Origin of the sequence: Hymenobacter rubidus (assembly GCF_016734815.1) — a bacterium.
In the GTDB taxonomy this organism is placed as follows: domain Bacteria; phylum Bacteroidota; class Bacteroidia; order Cytophagales; family Hymenobacteraceae; genus Hymenobacter; species Hymenobacter rubidus.
Window position 1 is genome coordinate 18862 of sequence record NZ_JAERQF010000032.1, and the last position, 16820, is coordinate 35681.

Annotated in this window: 15 protein-coding genes; 12 read left to right on the plus strand and 3 right to left on the minus strand. The window is 59.9% G+C overall.

Annotated elements, in window-relative coordinates:
- Positions 1–34 precede the first annotated feature (34 nt).
- From JKL48_RS18230 to JKL48_RS18250, 5 genes are all read left to right on the plus strand, one after another.
- Positions 35–1879, plus strand: a complete 1845-nt coding sequence (locus JKL48_RS18230; protein WP_201985796.1) for an ABC transporter ATP-binding protein — start codon at positions 35–37, stop codon at positions 1877–1879.
- A 150-nt stretch (positions 1880–2029) separates the two neighbouring features.
- The gene (locus tag JKL48_RS18235; RefSeq protein WP_201985798.1) at positions 2030–2515 is read left to right on the plus strand and encodes a hypothetical protein; all 486 of its coding nucleotides are present in this window, start codon (positions 2030–2032) and stop codon (positions 2513–2515) included.
- Positions 2516–2558: 43 nt separating this feature from the next.
- Positions 2559–3146 carry a D-sedoheptulose 7-phosphate isomerase gene (gene lpcA, locus JKL48_RS18240; RefSeq protein ID WP_201985800.1) on the plus strand — a complete coding sequence of 196 codons (588 nt, stop codon included), beginning with the start codon at positions 2559–2561 and terminating at the stop codon, positions 3144–3146.
- A gap of 135 nt (positions 3147–3281) precedes the next feature.
- A complete protein-coding gene (locus JKL48_RS18245; RefSeq protein WP_201985808.1) occupies positions 3282–4817 on the plus strand; it encodes a YifB family Mg chelatase-like AAA ATPase in 1536 nt (511 codons plus the stop codon).
- A 7-nt stretch (positions 4818–4824) separates the two neighbouring features.
- Positions 4825–5859, plus strand: coding sequence for a quinone-dependent dihydroorotate dehydrogenase (locus tag JKL48_RS18250; RefSeq protein ID WP_201985810.1), 1035 nt, complete (start codon positions 4825–4827; stop codon positions 5857–5859).
- On the opposite strand, the gene JKL48_RS18255 is transcribed toward JKL48_RS18250, so the two are convergent.
- A complete protein-coding gene (locus tag JKL48_RS18255) occupies positions 5801–6487 on the minus strand; it encodes a hypothetical protein (RefSeq protein WP_201985812.1) in 687 nt (228 codons plus the stop codon). The two genes, JKL48_RS18250 and JKL48_RS18255, sit on opposite strands and share 59 nt — an antisense overlap.
- A 138-nt stretch (positions 6488–6625) precedes the next feature.
- Positions 6626–7747 (minus strand): acyloxyacyl hydrolase, encoded by a 1122-nt coding sequence (locus tag JKL48_RS18260; protein ID WP_201985820.1) that lies wholly within the window; start codon positions 7745–7747, stop codon positions 6626–6628.
- A gap of 165 nt (positions 7748–7912) precedes the next feature.
- Between JKL48_RS18260 and JKL48_RS18265 the strand changes: the two genes are divergently transcribed.
- Positions 7913–8722 carry a porin family protein gene (locus tag JKL48_RS18265; RefSeq protein WP_201985822.1) on the plus strand — a complete coding sequence of 270 codons (810 nt, stop codon included), beginning with the start codon at positions 7913–7915 and terminating at the stop codon, positions 8720–8722.
- A 175-nt stretch (positions 8723–8897) separates the two neighbouring features.
- On the opposite strand, the gene JKL48_RS18270 is transcribed toward JKL48_RS18265, so the two are convergent.
- Positions 8898–10451 carry a hypothetical protein gene (locus JKL48_RS18270; protein WP_201985824.1) on the minus strand — a complete coding sequence of 518 codons (1554 nt, stop codon included), beginning with the start codon at positions 10449–10451 and terminating at the stop codon, positions 8898–8900.
- Between the two features lie 205 nt (positions 10452–10656).
- Here JKL48_RS18270 and JKL48_RS18275 point away from each other — a divergent pair, with 205 nt between their 5' ends.
- The 6 genes from JKL48_RS18275 to JKL48_RS18305 all read left to right on the plus strand — a co-directional run bounded on the left by JKL48_RS18275 (position 10657) and on the right by JKL48_RS18305 (position 16773).
- Positions 10657–10902, plus strand: a complete 246-nt coding sequence (locus JKL48_RS18275) for a hypothetical protein (protein WP_201985826.1) — start codon at positions 10657–10659, stop codon at positions 10900–10902.
- 247 nt (positions 10903–11149) lie between these two features.
- A complete protein-coding gene (locus JKL48_RS18280) occupies positions 11150–11923 on the plus strand; it encodes a hypothetical protein (RefSeq protein ID WP_201985827.1) in 774 nt (257 codons plus the stop codon).
- A 37-nt stretch (positions 11924–11960) separates the two neighbouring features.
- On the plus strand, positions 11961–12548 hold the full coding sequence (locus JKL48_RS18285) for a hypothetical protein (RefSeq protein ID WP_201985829.1): 588 nt from the start codon (positions 11961–11963) through the stop codon (positions 12546–12548).
- A gap of 130 nt (positions 12549–12678) precedes the next feature.
- A complete protein-coding gene (locus JKL48_RS23800) occupies positions 12679–13107 on the plus strand; it encodes a CsbD family protein (RefSeq protein ID WP_394368865.1) in 429 nt (142 codons plus the stop codon).
- A 266-nt stretch (positions 13108–13373) separates the two neighbouring features.
- Positions 13374–14204 carry an IS5 family transposase gene (locus tag JKL48_RS18300; protein WP_201985831.1) on the plus strand — a complete coding sequence of 277 codons (831 nt, stop codon included), beginning with the start codon at positions 13374–13376 and terminating at the stop codon, positions 14202–14204.
- 199 nt (positions 14205–14403) lie between these two features.
- The gene (locus tag JKL48_RS18305; protein ID WP_201985836.1) at positions 14404–16773 is read left to right on the plus strand and encodes a T9SS type A sorting domain-containing protein; all 2370 of its coding nucleotides are present in this window, start codon (positions 14404–14406) and stop codon (positions 16771–16773) included.
- Positions 16774–16820 lie beyond the last annotated feature (47 nt).

The window sequence follows — 16820 nt, forward strand, 5'->3', positions numbered from 1 at the left end:
GTTAAATGTTAAATGATAATTGTTAAATGAAAGCATGAAGACTTATTTAAGAATCCTACAGTACGCTAGGCCGCTGCTGGCATTTTTGCCGCAGTATCTACTTTACACGGTGCTGACCATTTTCTTCAGCATCGGCAACTTTACGCTGATTATCCCGCTGCTGAGCGTGCTGTTTGACAAAACGGACAAAGTGCCGGCCCATGCGCCCGACCACCTGCCCGGCTTCAAGCCCACCATTCAGTGGGTGACGGACACGTTCAACTACTTCTTCGCCGATGTGCTCACGGCTCATGGCAAGATGGGTGCGCTGGCCTTCGTATGCGGTGTGGTGGTGGTGTCGGTGTTGCTGAGCAACGTGTTTCGCTACCTGAGCCTGCGGCTGCTGGCCAAGGTGCGCGCCCGCGTCATTCGCAACCTGCGGCGCGACTTGTACCACCGCATCATCGGCTTGCAGCTGAACTTTTTTGTGGGCGAGCGAAAGGGCGATTTGATGTCCCGCTTCACGGCCGACGTGCAAGAGGTGGAAACCTCGGTGGTGAACACCTTCACGGCCGTTATCAAAGAGCCGCTCACCATCATTGCCTATTTTCTGGTGTTATTTCATATGTCGGTGCCGCTCACGCTGTTTACGCTGGTGCTGCTGCCGATTTCCGGGGGCATCATCGCCACCATTGCCAAGCGCCTGCGCACCCAGGCCAAGCAGAGCCAGAAAACGCTCGGCTCGATGCTGTCGGTAATTGACGAGACGCTGGGTGGCATCCGCGTTATCAAGGCGTTTAATGCGCAGGAATACATCAAGGGCAAGTTTGAGGAGCAGAACGACCAGTACGCCCGCACCTCGCGCAACATTGACAACACCCGGGATTTGGCCTCGCCGTTTTCGGAGTTTGCGGGGGTTTCGGTAGTGGCCGGCTTGCTGTATTTCGGCGGCACGCTGATTCTAGGCGGGCAGTCGGCCCTCGATGGGGAGACGTTTATCGGCTATGTGATTCTGTTTTCGCAGGTACTGACTCCGGCCAAGGCTTTGTCCAGTTCTTTCGGCAACATCCAGCGCGGTCTGGTGGCCGGCGAGCGGGTGCTCAGCATCATCGACACCGAGCCCGCCATCCGCGACCGGCCCGATGCCACGGTGCTGCCGCCCTTCGAGCGCGAAATCGAGTTCCACGACCTCAGCTTCAGCTACGGCGAAACGCCCGTGCTCTACGACATCAACCTGACCATCAAAAAGGGCCAGACGGTGGCGCTGGTGGGCGGCAGCGGCGGCGGCAAAAGCACCCTGGCTGACCTGCTTCCTCGCTTCTACGACCCCAGCGCCGGCCAGATTCTCATCGACGGCCACGACCTGCGCGCCTGCTCCCTGCACTCGGTGCGCGACCAGATGGGCATCGTGACCCAGGAAAGCATTCTGTTCAACGACACGATATTTAACAACATCCGTTTCAACACCGCCGCCACCGAGGCCGAGGTGATGGAAGCCGCCCGCATCGCCAACGCCCACGATTTCATCATCGCCAGCCCCGACGGCTACCAAACGGTCATTGGCGACCGGGGCAGCCGCCTGTCGGGCGGGCAGCGGCAGCGCCTGAGCATTGCGCGGGCTATTCTGCGCAACCCGCCCATTCTCATCCTGGACGAAGCCACCTCGGCCCTCGACACCGAGAGCGAAAAACTCGTACAAGAAGCCTTGCAGCGCCTGATGCAAAACCGCACCTCGCTCGTCATTGCCCACCGCCTCAGCACCGTGCAGCACGCCGATGAAATTGTGGTGTTGCAGCACGGCCGCATCGTGGAGCGTGGCACCCACGACGAGCTGCTGCGGCGCGAAGGCGGCGTGTACCAACGCTTGAGCTCGATGCAAACCAATGCTGCGCTGGTATAGGCTGAGTACCCCGAAATTTCATTTCGGCCCGTAAGAAAAGTGCTGACCCAATGGCGTACGCGGCCCGAAATGAAATTTCGGGGTACTCCGCCTCACGGCTTGCACCTCTCGAAAACTCCTATCTTTCGCCTTAAACCAACTTCTTCCGCCATGCTTGCCCTCAAACGCATTGTCACCGTCGCCGTCATGATTTACCTGCTGCTGGCGCTGCTGTTCATTCTCGTTCCCGCCGTGCGCACCTCGGTGGCGGATATGGGCGCGGGCCTGTCGGCACCGGAAAAGGAGCGGCAGTTTTTCTACGTCATGTTCGTAATTGGGGCTGTAATTATGACCCTGCACCTGCTTACCGAAAACCTCGATAGCGTGATGCTGCGCCGCACCGTGACGCAGCATGAAGGCAAAATCAACGAGCTAAAAGCCAAGCTCTACGACCAGCAGCAGCGCACCAGCATCGCGCCGCCGGCTGCCGGCCCGCGCACCATCGACGGCCGCAACCTGGATGCGCCTGTGGTGCGCGAGCAGCCTGCCTACCCCACTGAAGTGCGCCCTGCCGACCCGCTGCCCCAGCCCACTTTCCCCCAAAACGACCCCAGCCTGAGCAACACCCCGCCGGCCGACCGGCCGCCGCTGGCCTGATTCATCTGACTACCGAATACCTGATACCGACCACCAACCTCAAGTGCCCGACACCCTCCTATCCGACCTCATCCACGCCGAGCTGACCGAAGCCCGCAACGTGCTCGACCGGTTTCTGGCCGACCCGGCCCACGTGGCCAGCATCGCGGCGGCGGCCGAGCTCATTGCCAGCAGCCTGCAAGCCGGCGGCAAAGTCCTGACCTGCGGCAACGGCGGCAGCCTCTGCGACGCCCAGCACTTTGCCGAAGAACTCAGCGGGAGGTACCGCCAAAACCGCCGGGCCCTGGCCGCCATTGCCCTCACCGAAGCCTCGCACATGACCTGCGTGGCCAATGATTTCGGTTTCGAGTTCGTCTTCAGCCGCTTTGTGGAATCCCTGGGCCAGCCCGGCGATGTGCTCCTGGCCATCAGCACGAGCGGCAACTCGCCCAACATCCTGCGCGCGGCCGAAGCGGCCCGGGAATTGGGTATGCAAGTGGTTTCTCTCACCGGCAAGGATGGCGGCCAGTTGGCCGGCCTCAGTGATGTCGAAATTCGGGTGCCGCACGCCGGCTATGCCGACCGGATTCAGGAAATCCACATCAAGGTGATTCATATTATGATTTTGCTGATTGAAAAGCTGGTGATATGAGAGGCGAGACTCCAAGACATGAGATATCAGAAGGATGCTTAGTAGGTTTGTGAGGATGCTCAGTTACCACTGCGCGCAACTACCTCTCGACTAACTTCTCATCTCCCATTATCTCACTTCTCACGCTCTTCTACCATGCTCACCAAAACTTTCGGCTCGGCCGTGCAGGGCGTCAACGCCTACACCATCATTATTGAAGTGGTGGTTTCGGCGGGTACGGGTTTCAACGTGGTGGGCCTGCCCGATAACGCCATCAAGGAGAGCCAGCAGCGCATTGAGGCGGCGCTGAAGTTTCGGGGCTACCGCATGCCGCGCACCAAAACGGTGGTAAACATGGCCCCGGCCGACATCCGTAAGGAAGGCGCAGCCTATGATTTGCCCATTGCGCTGGGCATTTTGCACGCCTCGCAGCAACTGCAAACAGAACGGCTGCCGGAATACCTCATTATGGGTGAAATGGCCCTCGATGGGGAGCTGCGGACCATTCGCGGGGTGTTGCCCATTGCCATTCAGGCCCGTAAGGAAGGATTCAAGGGCATCATTCTGCCTAAAGAGAATGCTGAAGAAGCCGCCATCGTGAACAACCTCGATGTGATTGCCGTGAGCAGCATGCAGGAAGCCATCGACTTCTTCGAGGGCCGCTTGGAAATTGCGCCCACGGTGGTCGATACCCGCGACCTGTTTCAGCACGCGGTGAACAAGTACACGGCTGATTTTGCCGACGTGCAGGGCCAGGAAAACATCAAGCGGGCGCTGGAAATCGCGGCAGCCGGCGGCCACAACGTCATCATGATTGGCCCGCCCGGCGCAGGCAAAACCATGCTGGCCAAGCGACTGCCCAGCATCTTGCCGCCCCTGAGCATGCAGGAAGCGCTGGAAACCACCAAAATCCACTCGGTAGCCGGCAAGCTGGCCGGCGGCGGGCTGCTAAGTACCCGGCCCTTCCGCGCGCCGCACCACACCATTTCGGACGTGGCGCTGGTGGGCGGCGGTGGCAACCCGCAGCCCGGCGAAATCTCGCTCTCGCACAACGGCGTGCTGTTTCTGGATGAGCTGCCCGAATTCAAGCGCACCGTGCTGGAGGTGATGCGCCAGCCGCTAGAAGAGCGCCGCGTGACCATTGCGCGGGCCAAGCTCAGCATTGAGTTTCCGGCCAATTTTATGCTCATTGCCAGCATGAACCCGTGCCCGTGTGGCTATTATAACCACCCGGAGAAAGAATGCGTGTGCGGCCCCGGCGTGGTGCAAAAATACCTGAATAAGGTTTCCGGCCCCTTGCTCGACCGGATTGATTTGCATGTGGAGGTAACGCCGGTGACCTTTGACCAAATGACGGAAACGCGCAAGTCGGAAACCAGCGCCGACATCCAGGCCCGCGTGGACAAGGCCCGCCAGGTGCAGGCCAACCGCTTCACCGACTACACCGATATCCACTCTAATGCCATGATGCCGCCGCAGATGGTGAAGGACATTTGCGTCATCAGCGAAGAAGGCCGGACGTTGCTCAAGACAGCCATGGAACGCCTTGGCCTGAGCGCCCGCGCCTACGACCGGATTCTGAAAGTGGCCCGCACCATTGCCGATTTGGCCGGCACCGAAGAAATTCAAATTCAGCACTTGGCCGAAGCCATTCAATACCGCAGCCTGGACCGCGAAGGCTGGGCGGGTTAAATAAACCATGTATAAAGCCCTCGTCAAACCCCTGCTTTTCAAACTTGACGCTGAGCGCGCCCACCACCTGGTGTTCGACAATTTGCGTCGGGCGGCGCGGGTTCCCGGTACGCCGGCCCTGCTGCGGGCGCTGTATGATTTCCAGAACGCCAGCCTGGAACGCGACGTTTTCGGGCTGAAATTCCCGAACCCGGTGGGCCTGGCGGCGGGCTTCGACAAGAACGCGGCCCTGACCGATGAGCTGGCCACGCTGGGCTTTGGCTTTGTGGAGATTGGCACGGTGACGCCCCGGCCGCAGCCCGGCAACCCGCAGCCGCGCCTGTTCCGCCTGCCGCAGGACGAGGCACTGCTCAACCGCATGGGCTTCAACAACGACGGGGCGGCCGTGGTGGCGGCCCGGCTGGCCCAGCGGCGCAACCGCCAGCTCATCATCGGCGGCAACATTGGCAAGAACAAGGACACGCCCAACGAGCGCGCTGCGGAAGACTACGTGGCGTGCTTCGACGCATTGGCCGAAGTGGTCGATTATTTTGTGGTGAACGTGAGCTCGCCCAACACGCCGGGCCTGCGCCAGCTGCAAGAGAAAAAGCCGCTGATTGAACTGCTCCAGCAGGTGCAGGCCCGCAACCTCGGCCGTGCCAGGCCCCGGCCCCTGCTGCTGAAAATAGCGCCCGACCTCACCGATTCGCAGCTCAACGACATTCTGGAAATAGCCCGTGAAACCAAGTTGAGCGGCTTGGTAGCCACCAACACCACCATCAGCCGCGACGGCCTGGCCACCGATGCGGGCTATGTAGCCAGCCTCGGCGCCGGCGGGCTCAGTGGCAGGCCGCTGCGGGCGCGGGCTACCGAAGTTATTCGCTACTTGCACCACAAGTCGGATGGCGGACTGCCAATTATTGGCGCTGGCGGCATTCATTCGGCAGCCGATGCGCGCGAGAAACTCGCCGCGGGCGCGTCGCTTATTCAGCTTTACACCGGCTTTATTTACGAAGGGCCGGCGTTGGTGAGCCGGATAAACCGGAGCCTGGTGCCAGCGTAATGCGTTGCCCGCGCACCCGCCGGTGCCACCACATGATGAGCGGCGCACCCAGGACGGTAGGCCAAAGGAACCCGACAGTGCGCGGAATAAAATGCAGGCTGGTGACCGAAAACGCCGACACCGCCGCGATGTACGAAGCTAGAAAACCCGAAATGTGGTTGAGTAGCCATTGGTTTTTGGCCCAGCGGCCGGCGTTGGCGTAGCCGCGCAACTGCCGGACTGCCGTGGCTGCCCCCAACCCACCAAACACGCCCACTGGGATGTTGCCGGCCATAAAAGCATAGGCCACCGTGCCCAGAAAGACGGCCAGCCCCACTCCGGCCACGGCCCAGTCGAAGGCGGCAACCTGAGCATCCCAGGCCAGACGCTTCAGGAAAAGCGAGCGGTAGCCAAACCCGGCCATGTAGAGGCTAAACACCGCCGTAAGCAGCAAGAACAGGCTGTGAATGTGCTGCGAGCCCAACAAGGCCGTAGTGCCGGCCACCACCATTGCCCAGAAAAACACCAGCCCCCAACGCCGGTGCGCCGCGCCCCCTTTGCGAACGGCCAGCGCCACCGGCGCCACAAAAAAACCCGTGAATCCGGCCAGGATATGCACGTAGCGGTTGAGGGCGAAAAATGTTTCCATAATTCCAGCAGCGGCCTGAGTTGAACCGCGGCCGAAAGATGCAAGCGCGCTCGGACTACCCGGCCCAAAATAGCTCCGAAACGTTGGCTTTCAGGGCTGAAACGACGCGCTGGCCGGATGGAGGCACCACCAGCAGCGCTAAAGTTTAGCGCCTATTTTGAACTCAATCACATCGGCCGCGCCCCGATGGATTTTCAAATCGATGGCGCCAAAGAGCAGGTCGGTGAAGTGGTATTTCAGGCCCAGGCGCTCGTAATAAGGGGTGCTCGATTTATAGGGCGCGTACACGTAAAAGCCCAGGTGCGAGTCGAAAGCCAGCCGGCCAAACAGCAATTCGTGGCCCAGAAACACGCCCACTTTTTTCACATCGGGCTGCTTGAGGCCGGCGCGGGTGGTGTCTTCCAGCTGAGCCTTTAGGCTGCGGTCGTAGAAGCCTTCCGCGCCCAGGAGCAGGTTCGACTTGCGGTTCATGCGGCGGCCCACAGCGGCCGTCACCGAGTTCACAAGGTACTTGTTGTGGTCGCCTTCGGTGCGCTGCTTGAAGCCCAGGCTGGTACTCAGGTTGACGAAGCAGTGGCCAACGTCAGCCGGTGCGGGCGCGTGGGCATTGAATTGCGGGGCCGGGCGCTGCTCGTGGTAGTTCAGGCCCAGCACCACCGAGGGCAGGTTGACGCCAAAGTTGGGCTTGGTGGTGGCCCCGTTGGAAAAGTGGTTCAGGCCGGCCCCCACCAGCAGGCCCAGGTGCGGCGTGAGGGCATAATCGTACTCGAACCGAAATTGCAGCGTGGCGTTCAGGGCCGAGCTGGCGATGGTGTTCTTGTGGTTGGTTTCCTGATTGTACGGATTGGTGAGGTAGGCCAGGCCGGCCCCCAGCCGGAAACTAAAGTCGTGTTTTGGGCCCCTCGAAAACGTCTTGCTGAGGTACGGGCTGGCCGCAAAGGCATAGCCCAGAATGGGGTTGTGAAAATCGTAGTAGGTCAGCGCCACACCAATTTTCGGAAATTTGTACCAGCCGTGCCAGGGCGCCGCGCCGGTGGTCTGGCGCTGCAGGTTAATTTCAAAGCCCGTAGGATGCGAATCGACCAGGTGCCGAATGGCGTAGGTGTGCGCCATGATAATGCTGCCCTGCGCGTACGCCCCCACGATGAACGGGGCGGGCGGCACGGCTGCCGAATCTAAGCCTTGAGCTTGAGCAGGCAACACCACCGCACCCCATACCAGCACCGACAAACCGGCTTTAAGTGCTTCATAAGCATTCATATATACTACCTAATCCATAAAAAGCCGGAACCGGCTTCAAAAATACGCCCCCAGCCGGTGTCCAAATCGTGAAGCCAAAATGAAATAAAAAATACTTCGCGATTTCGGCAACTCGCACCTCCTCCCAGCCGATATAAGCCCTGAATTTGGAAATCAAAACACAGATTGTCTTCAGAATTCGGCTTATCACTTTTATCAATCATGAAAAAAACAATTTTATCACTCGGACTGCTGGTGGTTCTAGGGAGCACTGCACAAGCGCAGTCAGGCATTAAAATCGGTCTTAAAGGCGGGGCGAACTTGGCCAGCTATACCGGCACCGATAAAAATGACACCAAGGCGAAGTACGGCTTCAGCGCCGGTGCCACGTTCAACTTTCCCTTGTCGGACATGATTGCCATCCAGCCAGAACTGCTCTATTCGCAGAAAGGCATCAAGCTGGACTACAGCGGCGCAAATAACAGCGATGCTTCGCTTTTTAAGAGTAGCGGCACTGTTTCCGGCACTTTTGGCCAAACCTTGAGCTATATCGATGTTCCGGTGCTGCTGCGGGTAAACACGGGCGGCGGCGACGGCTCGGGCCTGTTTTTTGAATTCGGCCCCCAAGGAAGCTTTCTGATTGCCCAACGCGGGTTTATTGATAGCGGCGACAAAGCCTCTGTGATACTCATGGGTCCCGACCGCAACAACTCGAAGAGTTCGGGTGCCTCGTCTCCGGCAACGGCCGTGGGCAATAGCACCGACGATTTCAACAAAGTTGTGATTGGCTACGCGGCCGGTATCGGCTACCAGCTCACCAGCGGCCTGAGCATTGGGATTCGCTACACCGGTGATATTTCCCAAGTGTATAAGGACGGCACGGGTACGGCCGATGCCTTTAAGCCCTACCAAGCGCTGGGTGCGAAATTTACAAATCCTAACGTGCACAACTCGGTCTTCCAGTTTCAGGCAGGCTACGCATTTGGGGGTAAATAACGCTCAACTGGCCGATAAAAAAGCCTGGTTCGACAATCGAGCCGGGCTTTTTTGTGCAGTAGCAACAAGGCTATCTGAAAAAAGCTTGCCTGCTTGGTTACTTACCATGTCAAATGCAAAAAAGCCCCATGCAAGCTATGCATGGGGCTTTTTTTTGCATTTGACCAGTCTCCAATCAGGCGTTGGCAATTTCCAGCAGCACTTCGTAGTAAGGACGGCCCAGGGTGCGGGCCCGCAGCCAGGAGTAGAAGCTAATAACCTGGATGTCTTCGCGTTCCTCGGAAATGAACGCGGGCACGTGCGCTACCCGGTTGCCGAAGTCCCGGTCGTGGGCGGCGTCGGGGGCTTCAATCAGCTCACGCACCAGGTTCAGGTACACCAGCACCGGCTGGTAGGGGCCGCCGGCTGGCACGGCTTCGGCGGCTTCGGTGGCCGGCACCGCGGGGAATTGCTCGCGGAGGGTGCGCTCCATCATGCGCAGGCGGCTCAGGGCCAGCTCGGGGTTGCCCAACTCTACCTGAATAATCATTTCGCCGATGTTGCGGTTCAGCATCCATTCCAGCCCCAGGTGTTGCTCCAGCCAGTGGTCGGTACGGGCCAGGCTAAGCAGGGCCTGATTGGCTTTGGCCACCTTGCCTTCGGCAAAGTAGTGAAAGGTAAGCTGAAAGCGGGCCGTGAGGTCATCGGCCGGGGTCAGTGCTTTGGCATTGCGTAGCACGCCTTCCAGTAGGGCAATGCTTTCGGCGTTGCGACGCAGAAAGGCATAGTTGGCCGCCAGCAAAAACGTGAAGCGCGGCCCAAACTCGCTGAACTGCCGGCCCGGTCCGGCCGCCATAATGGCCTGTCCTTGCTCCAGATACTGCACCGAAGCGGCGAAGCGGCGCGAGCGGTAGAGCGCGTGGGCCAGCATATAAAGCAGCTTGAGCTGGTGCCCGCGCTGGGCCGGCGCAAAACCGTGGCGCCGCTCCATGAGCTTGTAGCAGCGCTCGATGAAGGGCGCAAAAGACGCGAAATCGCGCCGCACCAGCATGGCGTTGCGGGCAATGGACATGAGCCGGCTCAGCAGCGAGGGCGAACGGGCGAAGGCTTCCTGCAAGTCGTACTCGGTCAGAATATTCTGCAGAATGTCATCGATGGGCACGGCGGCCCGGCCGCGCACGCGGGCCTGGCGCAGGCGCTGGCGCAGCAGGCTGTCGGCAATGTTGGCCCGCTCTTCTTCGCCGGCCGCCTTTTTGTTGAGGCGGTAGCGGGCAATGATGTCCTCCAGCGGCGCGGCGTGGGGCGAGTCGGCGTGCTGAATCTGGAGGTTGTACACGGCATTCAGCGGCTCGTACTGCTCATTTTCATGGGCCAGTTTTTCGGCTTTGCGCAGCGTGCTCCAGGCCAGGCGCGGAATGCCGGCTTCGAACAGGTATTGGGCCAGGGTAAGCTGGCCGCGCACGGTGGCTGCGGCCGTGGTATCGAGCTGGCGCTGGCGCAGCAGCAGGTAGTCGGTGAGGTGGCGCATGAGGCGCTTGCGCAGGGCGTAGTACGCCACCGGATTGGGCTCGTCGGGGTAGAGCTTGGCAATGAGCTGTGCCGATTTCAACTCTTTTGCCTGCACCAGCAACTCGTAGAGGCGCGAATCCTGCCGCCCGCCGGCTTTGCGGCGCTGGCGCTGAATGAACACGCCAAAGTCGCGGCGCTCGTCGGGACTGAGGGTGAGTAAGGTTGTACGCAGGTCGTCCATGCGGGCAAATTACATACAGACAAGGCCTGCAACCGCAGCGCAGGAGGCGCCAGCGTAGCTTTTAGGCAATGAAGCCGGTTTGTTTTACGGGTGCACCAAGGCTGTGCCGATAACCTCAACCGTACAAAAAAGTGGGTTACCTTTTTGGAACGGCCCTATTAATGAGCAAAACCAACCGTTTCACCTTTCCATAATCCTGATGAAAATGTCCTTCAAAACCCTGCTGGCTGTTGCAGCCTTCGGTGCTTTCACCGCCACTTCCTGCTCCGAGAAAAAAGCTGACGAAGCAGCCAACACCACGGAAAACGCCGTTGATGCAGCAGCTGACAAAACCGGCGACGTTATCGACAGCGCCAAAGCTGACATGGCCCGCGAACCCGGCGATACCGCCGTGGTGCGCAACACGCCCGCCGACAAAGTAGTGGAACAAGTGCCCGCTACCCAGAAATAAGCGACCTGCTTTTCCTATTACAGCAAAACGCCCTGCTACCTCCGTAGCAGGGCGTTTTGCTGTAATAGGCCGAACGAATCAGGGATTCGTCCCAAAGTCAGATACGAAAGCCCTAATCATGTGAATAACATATACATTATAAATATAATATTTGATTTCAAAAGTCAGTAAAACCCAAAAGTTGACTGGTGCACGGTGCACAGGTTTTCCACCTTTGTACATCGCCTCACCTCATTTCAACTTTGTTATGCGTACTTTTTTACTGCTCTTACTACTTGTGCTGCTGGGCAGCGCCGCCCACGCCCAGGACCTGCTCACGAAGCGCAACGGCGAAGAGATTGCCGTGAAGGTGGTCGAAATAACCCCGGCCGAAGTGCGGTACCGCCGCGCCGACAACCCCGACGGCCCCCTCATCAGCGTGTGGAAGTCGGACGTGTTCATGATTCGCTACGCCAACGGCAGCAAAGAAGTGCTCAATGCCGCGCCGGCCGTAGCCCCGGGCACCTCGGCAGCTGCCCCGGCTGGGCCCCCAGCCACCGTCGGCGGCGTTCCGGTAGTCAACAACCAGTCGCCGGACGACGCCATTCTGGAAGAAACCATTCACCTCGACGGGCCCCGCGTTGGCTTTACCATCCTCACGCCCGGCGTGCTGAGCAAGGCCCAGGAAAGCATTCCCGACCTCAACCCCTTCCTGACGCAGTTTGGCTGGCAGTTTGAAACCCGCCTGTTTCGGCTGCCCAACGGCTTGAGTGGCCTGGTAGAGTTTGTGCCGCTGGTGGGCGGCCTGGAGCAGGGCAAGTTCCTGCCGAGCCTGAGCGGACTGCTGGGCATTCGCGGGGCCAAGGGCTTTGAGGTGGGCATGGGACCCAACGTGACGCCACTGGGCGCCAACCTGGTGCTGGCCGTGGGCTCGTCGTTCCACTCCGGCGGCATCAATTTTCCGGTGAACCTGGCAGTGGTGCCCGGCAATGGTGGCGCCCGAGTGAGCCTGATGATAGGCTTCAACGCCCGCCACCGCTAGCCGGCGGGGCTTTGCCAAACACTAGTTCCCGCTCGCTATGAACCGATTCTTACTCCTGCTCTTGCTGCTGGCATGGGCTAGCCAAAGCTGGGCGCAAGCCCCCGCTACCGACGTGATGCTGCGCACCGATGGCAACGAAGTGGTGGGCCGGGTGGTCGCCATCACGCCGCTGCAAGTGCGCTACCTGCCGCCCGCCGGGGCCGATACCCTGCACCTGGCAGCCACCGATGTCTTCCTGATTCGCTACGCCAACGGCACCCGCGAAGTGCTGCATTCAGCGGCACCGGCCAAGACGAGCCTGAGCGATGCCCAATGGCGGGCGCTGGCGCGCCGCGATGCGGGCCGCAACTACACCGACCACGGCGCCTTCTGGGGTTCGTTGGGGGCCACGCTCTACGGCGGGCCACTGCTGGGCTTGGTGGCCCCCGCCGTGATTGCCCCGCATGCCATAGCAACGCACAACCTGCGCACGCCCCACCCCGAGCTATTGGCTGAGCCGGCCTACAACCAAGCTTACCGAAAGGAAGCGCAGCACCACAAGCGCGGACGGGCCTGGGCCGGCTACGGAGTGGGCACGCTGGCGTGGGTGGTGCTCATGGGAGCCCTGGCGTCGAGTGGGCCGTAGCAAGGCCGGCAGGTTGAAGTACAACATTCTGGCATTCGGCCACCAGGCCTCAACGCTTGAGCTCCGAGCCGCGTACAAACCGCACAATTACTTCTTCCCTGCCCACCCTTACTTCCCAATCCTTTCACTCATGGACGTTAACAACAATAACATCGGCGATAGCACTGAACTGCGTGCTCGCGGCAACTGGAACGACATCAAGGGCCAGGCCAAGCAAAAATGGGCCAACCTCACCGACGACGACCTGACGTACCGCGAAGGCCAGCAGGACGAGTGGTTTGGCAACCTTCAGCAGAAGACGGGCGAAACCATTGACAGCATCAAGAACTGGTTCAACGACAAAACCGACAATGCCACGGCCTCGACTACCGGCACCGAGTGGCGCGCCCGCGGCAACTGGGACCAGGTGAAAGGCCAGGCCAAGCAAAAGTGGGGCAACCTCACCGACGATGACCTGACCTACGAAGAAGGCAAACAAGACGAGTGGCTGGGCCGCCTGCAAGAGAAAACCGGCCACGCCGTCGACGACATCAAGGCCTGGTTCAACCGAACTTTCTAATTCCACATTTCCCGATGAAGTAACAGCGCCTTCCAATCCACACGCGGCTATTTCATCATCAAAAGCCCCTTCTGGTTTCAGGAGGGGCTTTTCTTTTGGTGGGTTGGCTGGTAGAATCAGTGGTTGCGGAGCTATTGCGGCTTCATTATTGCTCGATGAGTTTTGTACTTGAGCCTGTTTAGGAAGTAGCGAGCCGAGCGCAAAACACGAAAGACTCCCACAAAAGCGGGAAATTTGAGGTGCGACCCATCTCCTTTCCCTCCCTCATGGAAGTCCTGAGCAAAGATATGATTACCCGCTGGATACTGCCCTACCTGCCTACCCGTGCTGGTGGCCGCCGCTCGGCCGTTGACCCGGCCGAGGTGGTGGGGGCTATCTGCTACAAGCTCAAAACCGGCTGCCAGTGGCGCTGGCTGCCCGTGCGGGCCTTGTTCACGGGCGAGCCGCTGAGTTGGCAGGGCGTGTACTACCATTTCAACGCGTGGGGTAAGCAAGGGGCTTGGAAGAAGCGGTGGCTCAGCAGCCTGCACCTGCATCGGCGTACCCTGGACCTGTCCAGCGTCCAACTCGACGGCAGCCATACGCTGGCCAAAAACGGGGGGGCGGCCGTCGGCTACCAGGGCCGCAAAGCGGGCCGCACCACCAACGCCCTGTTCCTGGCCGACAACCAGGGCCTGCCGCTGGCCGTGGCTACGCCCCAGGCCGGAAACCAGCACGACACATTCGAGTTGGAGCGCGTCTTTGCCGAACTCTGCGACGTGCTCGAAGCCGCCAACCTGCGCCTGGAAGGCTTATTTCTTAACGCCGACAAAGCCTTTGACGTCAACAGCTTGCGCCAGGCATGTGCGCGACGCGGCATCGAGGCCAACATCCCGCGAAACCGGCGCTCGGCCGACTGGCAGACCGACGATGAGACGTCGCTGGACCCCGAACTCTACCGCTACCGCTTGGCCATTGAGCGCTTGAATGCCTGGCTCGATGGCTTCAAGGCCCTGCTCGTGCGCTACGAAACCAGCCTGCAAAACTGGCTCGCCCTGCACTGGCTGGCCTTTATGGTACTGCTATTGCGTAAAATTACCCCGCCTCCCACTTCCTAAACAGCTTCCTTAGCTCTACTCTATGAAGCCAAACGCCTTACTCCACCACTTTTGTGGGTTGTTGCTACTTGCCCTAACGATAGGGAGCCGGACTGCACAAGCCCAAGGGCCCACTGTTGACCCCAGCTTTCTGGCTTTTGGGGTCGCGACGACGGGTTACGCCCGTCAAGCAGTACAGCTACCTAGCGGAAAGCGGGTGGTGCTAGGCGACTTTACACAGGCAGCAGGCATCAGCACGCCCAACGGTTTGATTCGCCTGCTGGCGGGCAGCAACCAGCCTGACGCGGTGTTTCAAACCAACACAGCCGCTCTGAACACTGGCGAGGTTGACCAGATTTTCAGCTTGCCCAACGACCAAATGCTCCTGTTTTCGCGCAACAGCAACGCTTTGCTAACGCTGGGAGGAGTAAACCAACGTGCCCTATTGCGTCTAAATGCCGATGGCACTCCCGATGCTTCTTTTAATATGGGCACCGGTCCCAGTCCAGGTTTAAACGCCGTGGCGGTACAGCCCGATGGGAAGATGCTGCTAGCGGGTGCTTTTTCGCAATTTAATGGGCAGGCCGTCAACCGCATTATTCGCCTCAATGCGAATGGCTCGCTTGACACATCGTTTCAGTCCAGCATCACCGGCCAGAATGTTTACATCAGTAAAATACTGTTGCAGGCCGATGGTAGCATAGTAGTAGCTGGCAACTTGCCGGCTTCACAAGGTCCTGCAACGGGCGCCATAGTGCGGCTGCTCTCAACAGGTGCACCGGATATAAGCTTTAATGCTCCAGCGCTGGTAAGTGGCCTGTATGTGGCCGGACTGGCCGTGCAGCCAGATGCTAAAACCCTGGTTGCCTTTGGCTTGGATGCTGGCACCGGAGCCGGTGCCCAACCTTTGATGCGCCTGCTACCCAACGGCAGCGCCGATGCTTCTTTTCAGACAGGGACGAACTTTAACGCTTGGTTTTATGGGCCAACCCTGGCCACTCAGCCCGTGGTAGTAGAGCCGGGTGGGAATATATTGGTGGGCACAAATGCTACAGCTTACAACGGACAAGCCGTTGGCCGGGTGGTGCGGCTGCTGCCCAGCGGCAGTTTGGATACCGGCTTTCAAAATATGGGGTTGAACGGCGTCTTGTTTCCCTATGCCCCAACCTCTATACAACTGCTGACCAGCGGGCAGCTATTGACTAGTTTCGCGCTTCTTAATTCCGATGGCACGATAAATTCCAGCTACGACCCGCGTCTAAGAAATATTGGGTATGTATCGACCTTGCTCCGGCAGGCTGATGGGAAGCTACTGGTCGGTGGAAATTTTAGCGAAATCAGCGGGCAGGCGGCAGGCGGACTAGCACGGCTCAATGCCGATGGCACGCCAGACGTCGCCTTCACCACGGCCGCCGTCACCGACGGCATTGTATACGATTTAGGCATACAATCTGATGGCAAAATCCTCGTGGGCGGCGAATTCACACGACTAGGAGGCAGTGCCCGGCAGTCACTGGGCCGGCTGCTACCCTCGGGCCAGGCCGATGCGGCGTTTTCTCCCACTATTCAACCGTACCGGGCACCGGGCTTTCGTCCCATTGTGCGGGCGCTGGCCTTGCAAGCCGATGGCAATGTGCTGCTATCAGGCCGGTTTTTCTTTCAACCGGTGTCTGGCACGCCCCTCATGCCTTCTTCGGCGCGGGTGCTGGGCAGCACCGGCCAACTCGATAGTGCCTTTCCCAACCTGGCCAATTTCAACATCAACCGGTTTCTGGTGCAGCCCGATGGCAAAATTGTAGTGGCCGGCCAAGGCTCAGTAGGAACGCAGCCCTTCACGCTGGTGCAACGCGTTTTGCCCGATGGCACCCCCGACCCGGCCTTCACCACCACCCTGTCCACGGTAGCGCTCGAATCGGTGCGCGACCTGCAACTGGATGCAGCGGGCCGGATTTACGCCGCCGGCAACTTTGCGCAGTTCGGCAACGTGCCTACCCACACCGTGGTGCGCCTGCTGCCCAACGGCCCCCCCGACCCGTCCTTTATCACCGCGCTTGGCAGCCAAAGCAACGTGTACGCGCTGGCCCTGCAACCCAACGGCCGCCTGCTGGTGGGCGGGGCGGTGCTCACTACTACTACCCAATCGTACGGCAGCGCCCGCCTGCTGGCCGATGGCAGCACCGACGCCAGCTACAACTCACCGGCCGGCCCCGACCGGTCGGTGTTCCGGCTGCTGGTGCAGCCCAACGGGGCCATTGTGGCGGGCGGCGTCTTCACGACGGTCAACGGCCTGCCCATCGTGGCCCTCACCCGTCTGCTTGATGGCAACGTGCTCCGTGTTTCGAGCCAGCATGTGGCAGCTAGCGCCGAGGCCTGGCCCATCCCCGCCCACGACCAGCTCCATCTGCGCTTGGATGCAGCCAACCGCCCGCAGCGCGTGGAGTTGCTGGATGCGCTGGGCCGCGTGGTGCTGACTCAGGCGGTGTCGCAAGCCGAAATGACGCTCAATACTTCACCGCTTACGGCAGGGGCCTACGTGCTGCGCGTGCAGTATACCACCGGCCCAGTGTCGCGGCGATTAGTTATTGAGTAAGTTTATACAATAGCACAAAAAGGCCCGCCAGCAATCCTGGCGGACCT